This is a genomic window from Methylobacter luteus IMV-B-3098, assembly GCF_000427625.1.
Lineage (GTDB): Bacteria > Pseudomonadota > Gammaproteobacteria > Methylococcales > Methylomonadaceae > Methylobacter > Methylobacter luteus.
Genome location: NZ_KE386569.1, coordinates 2,539,247 through 2,553,797, shown reverse-complemented (window position 1 = coordinate 2,553,797; position 14,551 = coordinate 2,539,247). Strand labels below are relative to the sequence as shown.

Genomic DNA, 14,551 nt, shown 5'->3' with positions numbered 1-14,551 from the left:
ATGGATTTCAAAGACAATCTCACTCATTTCCTGTCCCAAAGCGACGGCGTCGGACAATCGCTTCTTGGCTTGCTGATCGCAATGTCGATTGCCAGCTGGTATTTTATTGTCGTCAAAACCTGGCAGGGCGCCATGATGCGCCGGCGCTCGGCGCGATTTCTGAAAACATTCTGGGACGCCGCCTCGCTCGACGAGGTCGCCCGTTATCTGAGTCAGCATGCGCCGAGCGAGTCGTTCGCCTATTTGACCTGGCATGCCATCACCGCGGCACGACATCACGCCACTCATGGCGCGCATCGCCTGCATGAGGCCGGCTCCGCCACGGAGTTTCTGACGCGCTCGATGCGCCGGGCGATCGACGAGGAAACCGCGCGCCTGGAATGGGGCCTGACGGCGCTGGCCTCGATCGCCAGCACCGCGCCATTCGTCGGCCTGTTCGGCACGGTCTGGGGCGTCTACCATGCCCTGCTCGGCATCGGGCAAGGCGGGGCCGCCACGCTCGACCAGATTGCAGGCCCCGTGGGCGAAGCGCTGATCATGACCGGCCTGGGCCTGGCTGTGGCGATTCCGGCCGTACTGGCCTACAACGCTTGCGCGCGCTCCAACCGCCTGGTGCTGGCCCGACTCGATGCCTACGCGCATGACCTGTTCGCTTTCCTGGCCACCGGCGCACCCATCGCCGGGCAGTCAGCCGCCAACCCAACAGCGGCAATCGTTTTAGGAGGTGTGTAATGGCCTTCGGCAGCTTCGACCAAAACAAGGGCGGACAGCATCCGGTTTCGGAAATCAACATGGTGCCGTTGATCGACGTGATGCTGGTATTGCTGATTATTTTCATGATTACCGCGCCGTTGATGACCCACGCGGTCAAGATCGACTTGCCGAAAGCCAGCAGCGAACCGCAGGTGACGGAAACGGAACATATCGCGCTGTCCATCAACGGCGACGGGCAGTTATTTTGGGATGAAACGACCGTCTCGCGCGAACAGTTCAACGAACGACTGGCGCAGATCGCGCAGCAGTCGCCGCAGCCGGAACTGCATGTGCGCGCCGACCAGGCCGTGCCGTACCGCTTTGTCGCCGAAGCCCTGGCCGACGCGGCCAAGGCCGGCGTCACGCGCATCGGTTTCGTGTCCGAGCCCGATCCATCCAGTACACACTAATGAACCAGCCACCCAGCTTTCCCCGCCAGGCAGCCATACTCTATTTAAAAAGCTATAACGGGGGGAAATATGACCTTAAAGAAAGCAACGCCCGGCGCCAAATGGCGACTAGGTGCACTACTGCCGCTGGGGGCGGCGCTGAATGGCATGGCGGTGGCCGCCGAGCCGGCCGTTGAAGCGCGCGCTGGCGCGGATAAGGAAGTCACGCTGCCGGCCGTCAAAGTCAAGGCGGCCCGCGATCGGCAATCCGACGGCTACAAGGCCGACACGTCGACCACGGGCAGCAAGACCGAGATGGCGCTGCGCGACATCCCGCAATCGGTCAGCGTGGTCAAGAAGGAACTGATCGAATCTCAGAACGCCTTCAACCTGCGCGATGCGCTCAAGAACGTCAGCGGCCTGACCATCGCCGCCGGCGAAGGCGGCCGCACCGGCGACTCGATCACCCTGCGCGGCTTCTCGGCCAGTTCCGACACCTACCTCGACGGAGTCAAGGAAAACGGCCAGTATGCGCGCGACACGTTTTTCATCGACAGGGCCGAAGTGCTGAAGGGCGCGTCCTCCATCCTGTTCGGGCGCGGCGCCACCGGCGGCGTGATCAACCAGGTGACCAAGAAGCCGACCGGAGGCACGCATGCCACGGGCGATTTCACGTACGGCCTGTACGACTTCAAGCGGTCCACGATCGATGCCGAAACGTCCTATAAAAACCTTTCGGCCCGGCTCAACGTGCTTTACCAGGATGCAGGCTCCTTCCGTGATTACAACTACACCGACCGCTGGGGCATAGCGCCGTCATTCATGGCCAAACTCACGCCGGATACCGATCTGTCCCTGAATCTGCTGCATCAGGAAGAAGACGGCGTTTTTGACTATGGTGTGCCGATTTACCGGGGCAAACCGGCCGACATGCCTATCGAGACGTTCTACGGTTTCACGAACGACCGCTTGCAGAAAACCGATGTCAACGTCAGCACGGTCGCGCTGACGCACCGCTTCACCCCGGATTTCTCGGTGAAAAACAGCGTCCGCTACGGCGACTACGAGCGCAAGTACCGGACGCATCTGTTTGGAGCGGTCACCGACAATGGTCTGGATTCCACGGTCGCGCGTACCCAGGCGCTGCGCCAGAACACGCAGGAAAACATCTACAACCAGACCGACTTCGTCTACAAAAAGCCGCTGTTCGGCTTCAATAACACGTTGATGTTCGGCGCCGAATTCGGCTGGGAGGATTATGACTTCAAATCGAAAAACTCGAGCGAGGTGGCATCCGTTTCGGTCTTCAACCCGGTGCTGACCTCGACGGTAGGCTCGGGGCGTGCCGATGACTTCAGCGGTACGCTCGCCACCAACCGCTTGACTCAAACCCAGACTTACGCGGGCTATGTGCTGGACCAGTTTGAATTGTCGCCGCAATGGAAATTGCTGGCCGGCGCGCGCTACGACGTGTTCGAGGCGGAACAGGACGACCTCCTCAATGACGACAATGACCTCAGCCGCACCGACCGCCAATGGAGTCCGCGCGGCGGCATCGTCTGGCAACCGACCGAATCCCAGTCTTATTACTTCAGCTATGGCACGTCCTTCAACCCGTCGGCGGAAAGCTACAGCCTCAGCGCCGCGACGGCCAACCTGCCGCCCGAGAAGAACCGCAATTTCGAGATCGGCGGCAAGTTCGACCTGTTCGATGGCCGCCTGTCCGCGACGGCCGCGCTGTTTCGGCTGGAAAAGACCAACGCGCGCACGGCCGACGCCAATGATCCCAATCTGACCGTGCTGGCCGGCGAGCAGCGCACCGACGGCTTCGAGCTGGGCCTGGCCGGCGAAATCCTGCCGCGCTGGGATGTGTCGCTGACTTACGCGTATCTGGATGCCGAGATGGCGAAATCCAACAGCACCGCCGTCGGCTCCGTCAGCGGTCAGCGAAAATCACTTGAGGGCATGACGCCGGTCAATGTCCCCAAGCATAGCGGCGTCGCCTGGACCAGCTACCACCTGACCGATAACTGGGAGATCGGCGGCGGCGTGTTTTACGCCACGAAACGCTTCACCGACAGCGTCAATGAAGTCGAACTGCCCGGCTACGCGCGGCTCGATGCCGTGCTGGCCTATCATCAAAAGCATTACGACGTGCAGCTGAACGTGTTCAACCTGACCGACAAGGTGTACTACGAATCCGGCCAGGCGCGTTCGGCCTTGCCCGGCGTGCCGGTTTCGGGGCAATTGTCGGTGCGTTTTAAATATTAATCCTTAAAAGTCGGTTGTAGGGGCGATTTCAATCGCCCTGGGCGAATCAATTCGCCCCTACATAAACGCTGATTTCGTGAGCAAATCGAGAAGCTATTTTTTAACCAACTCCTAGAGAATTCAGAGGTGAAAAAACATGCATGCCCCATCCGATGCCCTGCCGCCGTTGACCGCTGGCAGAAACCGCAAACCCAATGGCGGCTATCTTTTTTTGCCGCGACGGCTGTCGCGCGGCGCCTTCCTCAAATGGCTGCGCCGCGCGCATGCCTGGATCGGTCTGTGGGGCGCGGCGCTCGGGCTCTTGTTCGGGGTAACGGGCATTCTGCTCAATCACCGCACCGTCATGAAAATTCCAGCCGCTAAACTCGAGCAGCAGCAGATCCAGCTGACCTTGCCCGATCCGCGGCCGGCCACCCCGGAAGCACTGGCCGAATGGCTAGGACAGCAACTCCGGTTCGAGCCTCAATCGGCGCGAATCATGCGCGAACCCGGCAATAGTGTTATCTGGAACGGTAACGAAGTGCGGCAACCGCCGCGCTGGCAAATTTCGGTACGCAGCCCGCAACGTTTCCTGCAGGCTGAATACTGGCAAGGCAATGCTTTCGTCACGGTAAAACGCGGCGAAGGCAATCTGTTCTCCGTGCTCATCAACCTGCACAAAGGCGCCGGCATGGGCGTCGGCTGGGTCTTGCTCACCGACACCCTGGCCGGCGGACTCATCGTCCTGTGCCTGACCGGCACGCTGCTGTGGACCCGGCTGCATGGCCGCCGTCTTGCCGCCGCCGGATTGGCATTAGGCTCCTTGAGCCTGGCCATGGGATTTGCCTGGCAGGCGCTTTAGGACTGGTTTAAAAGATTTGCAAATGAAAAACAACGCTTATGCGGAGGGCGGCCTTAGTCTCCCTATGAATGCCATTGCCAAAATTTAGGAAAGTGATTTTTCACCGTATTGTTAATTAGGACTTCTTGGGAGATTCCTCATGCTAATCCACATCCCCGACGTACTGACTGCCGAAGCATTGGCGGACTGCCGCGCGATCCTGAACACCGCGCCCTGGGCCGATGGCCGCATCACGGCCGGCACACAATCAGCCAAGGTGAAAAACAACCTGCAATTGCCGGAAAACGCGCCCGCGAGCGAGGCGCTCCGCGTCATTGTACTGGAGCATTTGAACAAGAACGCGCTGTTCCTGTCGGCGGCGCTGCCCAGGCGCATTTTTCCGCCGTTATTCAACCGCTACGAAGACGCGGCCAACACCTTCGGCAATCATATCGACAATGCCGTACGCACCTGCGCTGCGACCGGCGAGCGCGTGCGCACCGATCTATCGGCGACATTGTTTCTAAGCGATCCGGACGATTACGACGGCGGCGAACTGGTCATCGAGGACACTTACGGCACGCATGCCGTGAAACTGCCCGCCGGCGACATGGTACTTTACCCCGGCTCCAGCCTGCACCGCGTCGAACCGGTCACGCGCGGCGCGCGAGTGGCCTCGTTCTTCTGGATGGAAAGCATGGTGCGCGAAACGGAACGTCGGCGACTGCTGTTTGAAATGGACATGGCTATACTCGAACTACGCGAAACGCAAGGCGATAGCACGCCGACAGTCAATTTAACCGGTTGCTACCATAATCTGCTGCGCATGTGGGCCGAGGTTTAGGCTGTCGAAGCGTCCTGCCCACAGAAATACATGGATGGATTTGTCATCCATTGAAGGAATTCGTCTCCCCCGTAACAGCTACAGGGAAGACGCTTGGGATATAAATGAAGTCAAATGAACAGGCAGCTGTAAGCGGGCACTTTATTGTTCGCCCACACCACACGATTCTAGCTGCCCAAACACCTATTCCACAGTCACCGATTTTGCCAGATTTCTGGGCTGATCGACATCGGTGCCTTTCAAAACAGCGACATGATAGGCCAGTAACTGTAGCGGTATGGCGTAGACAATAGGCGCCGTTTCATTTTCGACTTGCGGCACTTTTATGATCTGTACACTCTCGCTGCCTTCAGATGCCAATGTTTCGTCCATGAAAACGATCAGTTGGCCTCCCCGCGCGCTGACTTCCTGCATATTGGATTTCAGTTTTTCCAGCAGGCTGTTGTTCGGCGCTACGGTAATGACCGGCATGTCCGCGTCTATCAATGCCAGCGGTCCGTGTTTCAGTTCGCCTGCCGGATAAGCCTCGGCATGGATATAGGAAATCTCCTTGAGTTTTAGTGAACCCTCCATCGCTATCGGATAATGCGTGCCTCTGCCGAGAAATAGCGCGTGCTGTTTTTCGGCGAATTGTTCCGATAAGGTCTTGATTTCCTCATTCAGCTGCAAGACCTGTTCAATTTTTTCTGGCAGGCTGAATAATTCCGACGTTATTTTCTGCTCCAGTTTCTCCGTCAGCCCAAATCGTCTGCCGATAGCGATGACCAGCAGCATCAGTGTCACTAATTGTGTTGTGAAGGCTTTTGTCGATGCCACGCCAATTTCAGCGCCGGCCCGTGTCATTAACACCAGGTCGGACTCTCTGATCAACGAGCTTTCCGGCACATTGCAAACAGCCAAGGAATATTTCGCGCCCAGTTTTTTCGTCTCCTGCAACGCAGCCAGCGTATCGGCTGTCTCGCCCGATTGCGAGATCGTGACAACCAGGGTGTCCTCCGATAATACAGGATGCCTGTAGCGGAATTCGCTGGCGACCTCGATATTGCAAGGCACGCGTGCCAGTTTCTCAAACCAGTAGCGCGCCACTAATCCCGCATGGTAACTGGTTCCGCAGGCCAGAATTTGCACGGATTTTACCTTGTCGAAAATAGCCGCGGCATTATGCCCGATTGAACTCTCCTGTAGCCGATTGTTTACGAACCGGCCTTCCAGCGTTTCTGAAACGGCCCAGGGCTGCTCATAAATCTCTTTCAGCATGTAATGGCGATATTCGCCCTTATCGACAGAGTCTATTTTCAGCTGGCTGGTTTTTACAGGGCGAGTGACGATATTTTCATTGGCATCGTAAATAACGACCTCATCTATCGTTATCGCCGCTATGTCGCCGTCTTCCAGAAAAATAAACCGTTGCGTGACCGGCAACAAGGCAGCAACATCCGACGCGATGAAATACTCGCCGATACCGACTCCAATCACCAAAGGACTGCCTTTTCTGCAAGCGATCAGCGTATCGGGATAATCGACACTCATGATGCCTAAAGCATAAGCGCCCTCGAACTTTTTCACGGTCTTTTGAACGGCGTTCAATAATCCAGTCGAAGTCTCCATGGCATGATAAATTTCATGCACGACGACTTCGGTATCGGTTTCCGACGTAAACTTATAGCCGTTCTCCAACTGAATCCCGCGTAATTGCTCATGGTTTTCAATAATGCCGTTATGAACCACGGCCACTTTATTCTTACAGATATGCGGATGCGCATTAGCCGTGCTCGGTTTGCCATGAGTTGCCCATCGGGTATGGGCTATGCCGAGATTGCCGGCGATAGGATCGGCCTGAAGCAAAGCTTCCAGGCCTTTTACCTTGCCCAGTTCCCGTTTTCGGTATATTTCCCGCCCGTTTATGACCGCCAGCCCTGCCGAGTCGTAACCGCGGTATTCCAACCGTTTCAGCCCCTCCAATAAGATGGGGACTACGTTTCGCTGCGCTATACCACCTACAATTCCACACATATTATTTTTCCTCGACAATTGTTCCTGACATTGTTCTAACTCCTGCATCCATGCAGTCGTCGGCTGACGTTCCCGACACTGCTCTACCTCCTGCATCCATGCAGTCGTGTTTAATGGGGCGTTGCCATCCGTCTATAGTCGTTTGTTTCGCCCTGCTCAAGGTTAATTGATCCTCAGGGGTGTCTCTAGTGATCGTGGAACCGGCACCTATAGTGGCGTTCTTGCCAACCGTTACCGGAGCAATCAGCTGGGTATCGGAGCCGATAAAAGCGCCATCTTCAATGATCGTTCTGAACTTATTCACACCATCATAATTGCAGGTAATGGTCCCGGCACCGATATTTACCTTGCTGCCTACGGTCGTATCGCCGATATAGCTTAAATGGTTGATTTTGCTGCCTGCTGCCACCGATGATTTTTTGATTTCCACGAAATTACCGATATGTACATCTTCGGCCAGGACACTTTCCGGCCTCAATCTGGCGTAGGGGCCGATTCTGCTGCCATTGCCTATGACGGCATTTTCTATGACGCATAAATCAAGAATCTCAACATTATCGCCGATTATGGAGTTCTTTATATGCGTATTGGCACCTATTTTCACGTTACTGCCGATGCTGTTGCTACCTTCCAGAATCACGTTGACATCAATTTCGATATCCTGGCCCAGCATTTCTATCGAGCCCCGAAGATCGAACCGGGCCGGGTCTCTTAAAGTAACGCCTTGTTCCATGAGTTTACTGGCTTGCTCCTGTTGATAGACACGTTCCAAATGACTGAGCTGTATGCGGTTATTGACGCCCAGAACTTCATCGACTGTTTCCGGCTGACTCGTGACGATAGTGACGCCATCAGTGACTGCCATTTCAATGATATCCGTTAAATAGTATTCGCCTTGCGCATTGCTGTTGTTCAATTGGCTCAGCCATTTTTTCAGCTTATTGCCTGGCATGGCCATAATGCCGGTATTGACTTCATTGATCAGTTTTTCGAGATCGTTGGCATCTTTTTCTTCGACAATTCTTATAACTTGGCCCATTTCATTTCTGACTATTCTGCCGTAACCAGTTGAATTTTCAAGATTGACGGTCAACAAGGCGAGCGCTTGATCATTGACATTTGAGATCAGCTGTTTGACTGATGACAATTTCAGTAAAGGCACATCACCATAAAGAATCAGCACATCATCCGTGTCTGATATCAGATCACTGACTTGCTGCACAGCATGCCCTGTGCCCAATTGCTCTTTTTGTTCTATCCAGACGACGTCTAAATCGCTTAATGTTTCTCTTACCAGTTCAGCGCCATGGCCATAGACAATTTTGATGCTGTTGTCTTCCAACTGCCTGCTCATGTCGTAAACATGTTTTAATAAAGGCTTATTGGCGATTTTATGCAATATTTTAGGCAACTCTGAGCGCATACGCGTCCCTTTTCCCGCTGCCAGAATGATAGTCTTAATTTTCATGTTTATATTCCTTTGAATAAAAAACCGAACAACGGTCTCGTTACAGGGCTTTTCAGACAGGTAGAACCCTTGTTAATCTATCCGCCGCGCTTTCTAAGCCTATCCCAATATTCTTAATTTCATCATAACTTCAGGCGATTGCGCCTGAAACTGTGGCTTGCAGAATTATAATCGTAAAAAATTTTTAAAATAAAAAAAAACCCGATAACGTGAACACGTTAACGGGTTTTTTATTAGGCCTAAGCCAATATGTTTTTATCCGCCGCGCTTTCTAAGCCTATCCAGTGTTCTTAATTGCATCATAGCTTCAAGCAATTGCGCCTGGGCTGTCGCATAATCAATCTTGCTGGACTTGTCCGCCAGTGCTTCTTCAGCTCTGTGTTTGGCTTCCAGGGCGGCCGCTTCATCAATATCTTTCGCTCTAATAGCCGTATCAGCCAGAATGGTAACCACATGAGGCTGCACTTCCAGAATGCCGCCTGATACATAGAACGGATAACTTTCCTTATCGTTCACTTTTACCCGCACTTCACCGGGCTTCAGTCTTGATATTAATGGAGCATGACGTGGAGAAATACCTACTTCGCCAAGTTCAGCCGGAGCAAATACCATTTCCGCTAAGCCGGAAAATATCTCCTTTTCTGCACTTACGATGTCTACATGTATGGTCATGGTCATTGTCGGTTACCTGTTTCAATCTTCTCCCGGCAGTTTAGCCGGGAGACACACCTAAAAGTATGGCGGCTTACTTCATGCCTTTTGCTTTTTCAAGCGCTTCGTCAATGGTGCCGACCATGTAGAAAGCTTGTTCAGGAACATTGTCGTATTCACCGTCAATAATGCCTTTAAAGCCCGCGATAGTATCTTTCAGTGAAACATACTTGCCTGGTGAGCCGGTAAATACCTCGGCAACGAAGAAAGGCTGAGACAGGAACCGCTGAATCTTACGCGCTCTAGCCACAGTCAGCTTGTCTTCTTCTGACAGCTCATCCATACCCAGGATCGCGATAATATCTCTTAACTCTTTATAGCGTTGCAGAGTACCCTGAACTTTACGCGCCACGTCATAATGTTCTTGGCCGATAACCAGCGGATCAAGCTGACGGCTGGTTGAATCCAGAGGATCGATCGCAGGATAAATACCCAGCTCAGCAATTTGACGAGACAATACAACGGTCGCATCCAAGTGCGCGAAAGTAGTTGCAGGTGATGGATCAGTCAAATCATCCGCAGGTACATAAACGGCCTGGATAGAGGTAATAGAGCCGGTTTTTGTTGAGGTAATACGCTCCTGCAACACACCCATCTCTTCCGCCAGAGTCGGCTGATAACCTACCGCGGAAGGCATACGGCCTAACAATGCCGATACCTCAGTACCCGCCAGGGTGTAACGGTAAATATTGTCGACGAAGAACAGAACATCACGGCCTTCATCACGGAAATACTCGGCCATGGTCAAACCAGTCAACGCCACGCGCAATCTGTTGCCGGGCGGCTCGTTCATCTGGCCGTAAACCAGCGATACTTTGTCGATAACGTTTGAATCGGTCATTTCGTGATAGAAGTCGTTTCCTTCACGAGTACGCTCACCTACACCAGCAAACACGGAGTAACCACTGTGCTCGATCGCGATGTTACGGATCAATTCCATCATGTTAACGGTCTTGCCTACACCGGCACCGCCGAACAATCCGACTTTACCACCTTTGCTGAATGGGCAGACCAGGTCGATAACCTTGATGCCGGTCTCCAGTAATTCGTTGGCAGCCGCCTGTTGATCGTAAGAAGGCGCGCTACGGTGGATACCCCATTTTTGTTTTTCACCGATAGGGCCTTTTTCATCGATAGGCTGACCCAGAACGTTCATAATACGACCTAGGGTTTCCTGTCCGACCGGCACTGAAATAGGCGCACTAGTGTTATTAACGGTCAAGCCTCTGCTTAAGCCATCGGTGCTACCCATTGCAATCGATCTGACTACACCGTCACCCAATTGCTGTTGCACTTCCAATACAAGGTCTTTTCCTTCTACATTTAATGCATCATATACTTTGGGCAGCTTTTCACGTGGAAATTCCACGTCAACAACCGCACCAATAATCTGAACGATTTTACCCGAACTCATTGAGTTGTCCTCTTATAATTTGTGTCGTTTTTGCTTGGGCTTAAAGGCTTAAACAGCTGCGGCACCGGCAACAATTTCTGAAATTTCCTGAGTGATAGCGGCCTGCCTGGCTTTGTTGTAGACCAATTGCAACTCACCGATAAGATTTCCGGCATTATCCGAAGCGCTTTTCATGGCAACCATTCTGGCGGCCTGTTCACAGGCATTGTTTTCAACCAGACCTTGGTAGACGATAGACTCGATATAACGGGTCAGCAGGTGATCCAGAACTTCCTTGGCATCGGGTTCATAAATATAATCCCAATGACCACCCAGGCTTTCTTCGATCTCTTCCGCTACTACAGGAATCAACTTTTCAACAGTAGGTCTTTGAGTCATGGTATTCACGAATTCGTTGTATACGACATACAACTCATCGATAGTACCCTGCTCATAAGCATCCAACATAATTTTAATGATGCCGACGATATCCTGCAGGTGCGGAGTGTCACCCAATTTGGAAACTTGGCCAACCATGTTCGTTTTCAGAGTACCAAAAAAACCGCCGGCCTTTGAGCCAATCGTACAAACGTCTACATCAATATTTGCTTTGTCCCATTGCGATAGCTGCGTCAGCGTTTTTCTGAACAAGTTTGAATTCAGACCGCCGCACAAGCCCCTGTCAGAGCTTATTACAATGATTCCTACCCGTTTAACCTCACGTTTAATGAGAAAAGGGTGTTTATATTCCGGATTGGCATGGGCCAGATGTTTAATAATCCGGCCAATTTTTTGGGAATATGGACGTGTTGCCTGCATTCTGTCTTTTGTTTTACGCATTTTACTCGCCGCAACCATCTCCATTGCTCGAGTGATCTTTTGAGTATTCTTGATACTCGAGATCTTTGTGCGTATTTCTTTACCAACAGCCATTTGAAGACCCTTTTACCAACTATGAGTTTTGATGAAAGTTTGAATAGCAGTCAGCATACCCTGCCTGATTTCATCGTTAAAATCGCCAGTTGCATTAATGTTGTTCATTAATTCAGCATGTTCTGACTTCATGTACGACTGCAAAGCGGCTTCAAAATCAAGGACTTTGTTAACTTCTACGTTATCAAGGAAACCTTCATTGGCAGCAAACAGCGAAACCGCCATTTGTGCGACTGACATTGGTGAATATTGATTTTGCTTCATCAATTCAGTCACTCGTTGACCACGTTCAATCTGCTTACGTGTACTTTCATCCAGATCCGATGCGAACTGAGCAAAAGCCGCCAACTCACGGTATTGAGCCAAGTCAAGACGCGTACCGCCGCCTAATTTCTTGATGATCTTGGTTTGTGCCGCACCGCCTACACGTGATACCGATAAACCGGCGTTTACCGCAGGACGGATACCTGAGTTAAACAAATCAGTTTCGAGGAAGATCTGGCCGTCCGTAATAGAGATTACGTTGGTTGGTACGAAAGCCGATACGTCACCGCCTTGCGTTTCAATAATAGGCAACGCCGTTAATGAACCGGTTTTACCTTTTACTTTGCCGCCAGTCAGTTTCTCAACTTCATCTGCATTGATACGAGCCGCTCTTTCCAGCAAACGGGAGTGCAAGTAGAACACGTCGCCAGGATACGCTTCGCGTCCGGGTGGACGACGCAGCAACAAAGATACCTGACGATAAGCCCATGCTTGTTTGGTCAAGTCGTCATAAATAATCAGTGCATCTTCGCCGCGGTCTCTGAAGTATTCCCCCATTGAACAGCCGGTGTAAGGCGCAATGAACTGTAACGCTGCCGATTCAGAAGCAGATGCCGCAACAATAATGGTGTGTTCCATCGCGCCATGCTCTTCCAATTTGCGCACAACGTTAGCGATGGATGAACGTTTTTGGCCAATAGCGACATAGATACATTTAATGCCGGTGCCTTTTTGATTGATGATCGCATCAATCGCGATGGCGGTTTTACCTGTTTGTCTGTCGCCGATGATCAGCTCCCGCTGTCCTCGGCCGACGGGAATCATCGCATCGATCGACTTCAAGCCTAATTGAACGGGTTGATCGACAGATTGGCGAGCAATAACGCCAGGGGCGATTTTTTCAATAGGAGATGCTTCAGTCGTTTCAATGGCGCCTTTGCCGTCGATAGGATTGCCGAGCGCATCAACAACGCGGCCCAGCAGAGCTTCACCAACCGGCACTTCCAGAATTTTGCCGGTACATTTTACGGTGTCGCCTTCAGAGATGTGCTGGTATGAACCTAATACCACCGCACCGACTGAATCTCTTTCAAGGTTAAGCGCCATCCCGAAGGTATTGCCCGGGAACTCCAGCATCTCGCCCTGCATAGCTTCGGAAAGACCATGTACTCTTACAATACCGTCAGTCACGCTGACTACAGTACCTTCTGTATGAGCTTCGGCGCTCAGGTCGAAGTTTTCGATCTTCTTTTTAATCAGATCACTTATTTCAGATGGGTTTAATTGCATGTTCTTTTACTCACTCTAGACTTAGAGCCTTTTTGCTAATTGTTGAAGCTGGCCTTTGATGGATCCGTCAATTACTCTGTCGCCTGCTCGCACCAGAACGCCGCCGATCAAGGATTTATCCACGGTTGCGTTCATATGAACTTTCTTGCTCAGTGTCTTTTCCAGTTTTGAAGCAAACTTCTGCTTTTCTTCTTTGGAGAATGCATAAGCAGTCACTACTTCAACATCGATATAACCTTCATCGTCCGCTTTATATGCTTCAAAAATTTCTGCAATGTAAGGCAGTAAAGTCAATCGGTTGTTTTGAACAAGCAACTTCAGAAAATTCGCATTTTCTTCATCAACTTGTCCCTGGCAGATATCAAGCATCAGCGCTGATAACCTTTCTTTAGTCACTTTGGGGTTATCTACTACAACAGAAATTTCTTTATCACTCAGGACAGCCGACATAAATGCCAAACTTTGCGACCATTTAGCCGTCGTATCGGTTTCTTTGGCTCTTTTAAATACTGCCGCTGCGTAAGGCCTTGCCAATGTTGCCAGTTCGCTCATTATGCTTAACCTAGTTGATTAGAGACTTTGCTTATGATGTCTTGGTGTTTGGCTTTATCGATTTCCGCATTCAGAATCTGTTCTGCTACGCTCACAGCCAAAGCAGCCACTTCTTGACGCAAACCTTCTTTAGCCTGCTGCATTTCTTGCTCAATTTGCGCCTTAGCTGCTTGAATCATACGTTCGCCTTCTTTTTTAGCGATGTCTTTTGATTCTTCGACAATTTCATTGGCGCGTTTCTGAGCGAGATTAACAATCTCTGAGGATTGTTCTTTAGCTTCTTTCAAAACGCTCTTGGCTTTTTTCTCAGCCAGTTGCATTTCTTCGTGACCTTTTTCGGCTGCAGCCAAACCGTCAGCGATTTTCTTTTTACGTTCTTCTAAAGAGTCAAATAAAGGTGGCCATATGTACTTCATGGTAAACCATACCAGAAGTGCAAATGTAATCATTTGCCCAATCAGAGTAGCATTGATACTCACGATGCGTTCCTCTTGTTGCGATTAAATTTAGACAGCTTTAATTAACCAGCTGCGGCAGCTTGTACAGCAGACAGGAATGGGTTAGCGAATGTGAAGAACAACGCCAAACCAACACCGATCATTGTTACCGCGTCTAACAGACCCGCAACGATGAACATTTTAACTTGCAGCATAGGAACCATTTCCGGTTGACGAGCTGCGCCTTCCAGGAATTTTCCACCCAACAGACCGAAACCGATAGCAGTTCCCAAAGCACCCAGACCTAGAACCAGACCAACTGCAACAGCAGTCATACCTTGTACATCAGCAATTAAAGATGCAATTTCCATGATACCTCCAAACGTAGTATTGATATAAAAAAGTTGTAAAAA

At 51.4% G+C, this 14,551-nt stretch carries 14 protein-coding genes; 5 read left to right on the top strand and 9 right to left on the bottom strand.

The genetic code is table 11. The features are described 5' to 3' along the window. From METLU_RS0113780 to METLU_RS0113760, 5 genes are all read left to right on the top strand, one after another. Complete coding sequence (locus METLU_RS0113780) at positions 1-732, top strand: MotA/TolQ/ExbB proton channel family protein (RefSeq protein ID WP_027158728.1); 732 nt, start codon at positions 1-3, stop codon at positions 730-732. Next, a complete protein-coding gene (locus tag METLU_RS0113775; protein ID WP_027158727.1) occupies positions 732-1,163 on the top strand; it encodes an ExbD/TolR family protein in 432 nt (143 codons plus the stop codon). Before METLU_RS0113780 ends, METLU_RS0113775 begins: the two co-directional genes overlap by 1 nt. Before the next feature lie 69 nt (positions 1,164-1,232). Further along, positions 1,233-3,413 (top strand): TonB-dependent receptor, encoded by a 2,181-nt coding sequence (locus METLU_RS0113770; RefSeq protein WP_027158726.1) that lies wholly within the window; start codon positions 1,233-1,235, stop codon positions 3,411-3,413. A gap of 136 nt (positions 3,414-3,549) precedes the next feature. Further along, complete coding sequence (locus METLU_RS0113765) at positions 3,550-4,254, top strand: PepSY-associated TM helix domain-containing protein (RefSeq protein ID WP_027158725.1); 705 nt, start codon at positions 3,550-3,552, stop codon at positions 4,252-4,254. A 139-nt stretch (positions 4,255-4,393) separates the two neighbouring features. Beyond that, positions 4,394-5,077 carry a Fe2+-dependent dioxygenase gene (locus tag METLU_RS0113760; RefSeq protein ID WP_027158724.1) on the top strand — a complete coding sequence of 228 codons (684 nt, stop codon included), beginning with the start codon at positions 4,394-4,396 and terminating at the stop codon, positions 5,075-5,077. A gap of 183 nt (positions 5,078-5,260) precedes the next feature. On the opposite strand, the gene glmS is transcribed toward METLU_RS0113760, so the two are convergent. The 9 genes from glmS to atpE form a co-directional block, all read right to left on the bottom strand. Next, positions 5,261-7,090: a glutamine--fructose-6-phosphate transaminase (isomerizing) gene (gene glmS, locus METLU_RS0113755; protein ID WP_027158723.1), complete on the bottom strand. Its 1,830-nt coding sequence runs from the start codon at positions 7,088-7,090 to the stop codon at positions 5,261-5,263. A gap of 1 nt (position 7,091) precedes the next feature. Further along, positions 7,092-8,558: a bifunctional UDP-N-acetylglucosamine diphosphorylase/glucosamine-1-phosphate N-acetyltransferase GlmU gene (gene glmU, locus METLU_RS0113750; protein ID WP_027158722.1), complete on the bottom strand. Its 1,467-nt coding sequence runs from the start codon at positions 8,556-8,558 to the stop codon at positions 7,092-7,094. Between the two features lie 255 nt (positions 8,559-8,813). Next, on the bottom strand, positions 8,814-9,236 hold the full coding sequence (locus tag METLU_RS0113745; RefSeq protein ID WP_027158721.1) for a F0F1 ATP synthase subunit epsilon: 423 nt from the start codon (positions 9,234-9,236) through the stop codon (positions 8,814-8,816). Positions 9,237-9,303: 67 nt separating this feature from the next. Then, positions 9,304-10,683, bottom strand: coding sequence for a F0F1 ATP synthase subunit beta (atpD, locus tag METLU_RS0113740; protein ID WP_027158720.1), 1,380 nt, complete (start codon positions 10,681-10,683; stop codon positions 9,304-9,306). A 48-nt stretch (positions 10,684-10,731) separates the two neighbouring features. Next, the gene (gene atpG / locus METLU_RS0113735; RefSeq protein ID WP_027158719.1) at positions 10,732-11,595 is read right to left on the bottom strand and encodes a F0F1 ATP synthase subunit gamma; all 864 of its coding nucleotides are present in this window, start codon (positions 11,593-11,595) and stop codon (positions 10,732-10,734) included. 12 nt (positions 11,596-11,607) lie between these two features. After that, positions 11,608-13,149, bottom strand: a complete 1,542-nt coding sequence (gene atpA, locus METLU_RS0113730; protein WP_027158718.1) for a F0F1 ATP synthase subunit alpha — start codon at positions 13,147-13,149, stop codon at positions 11,608-11,610. Positions 13,150-13,170: 21 nt separating this feature from the next. After that, the gene (locus METLU_RS0113725) at positions 13,171-13,701 is read right to left on the bottom strand and encodes a F0F1 ATP synthase subunit delta (protein ID WP_027158717.1); all 531 of its coding nucleotides are present in this window, start codon (positions 13,699-13,701) and stop codon (positions 13,171-13,173) included. 5 nt (positions 13,702-13,706) lie between these two features. Beyond that, the gene (locus METLU_RS0113720; RefSeq protein ID WP_027158716.1) at positions 13,707-14,180 is read right to left on the bottom strand and encodes a F0F1 ATP synthase subunit B; all 474 of its coding nucleotides are present in this window, start codon (positions 14,178-14,180) and stop codon (positions 13,707-13,709) included. A gap of 41 nt (positions 14,181-14,221) precedes the next feature. Beyond that, entirely contained in the window at positions 14,222-14,509 is a 288-nt protein-coding gene (gene atpE / locus METLU_RS0113715; protein WP_020158728.1) for a F0F1 ATP synthase subunit C, read from the bottom strand. Positions 14,510-14,551 lie beyond the last annotated feature (42 nt).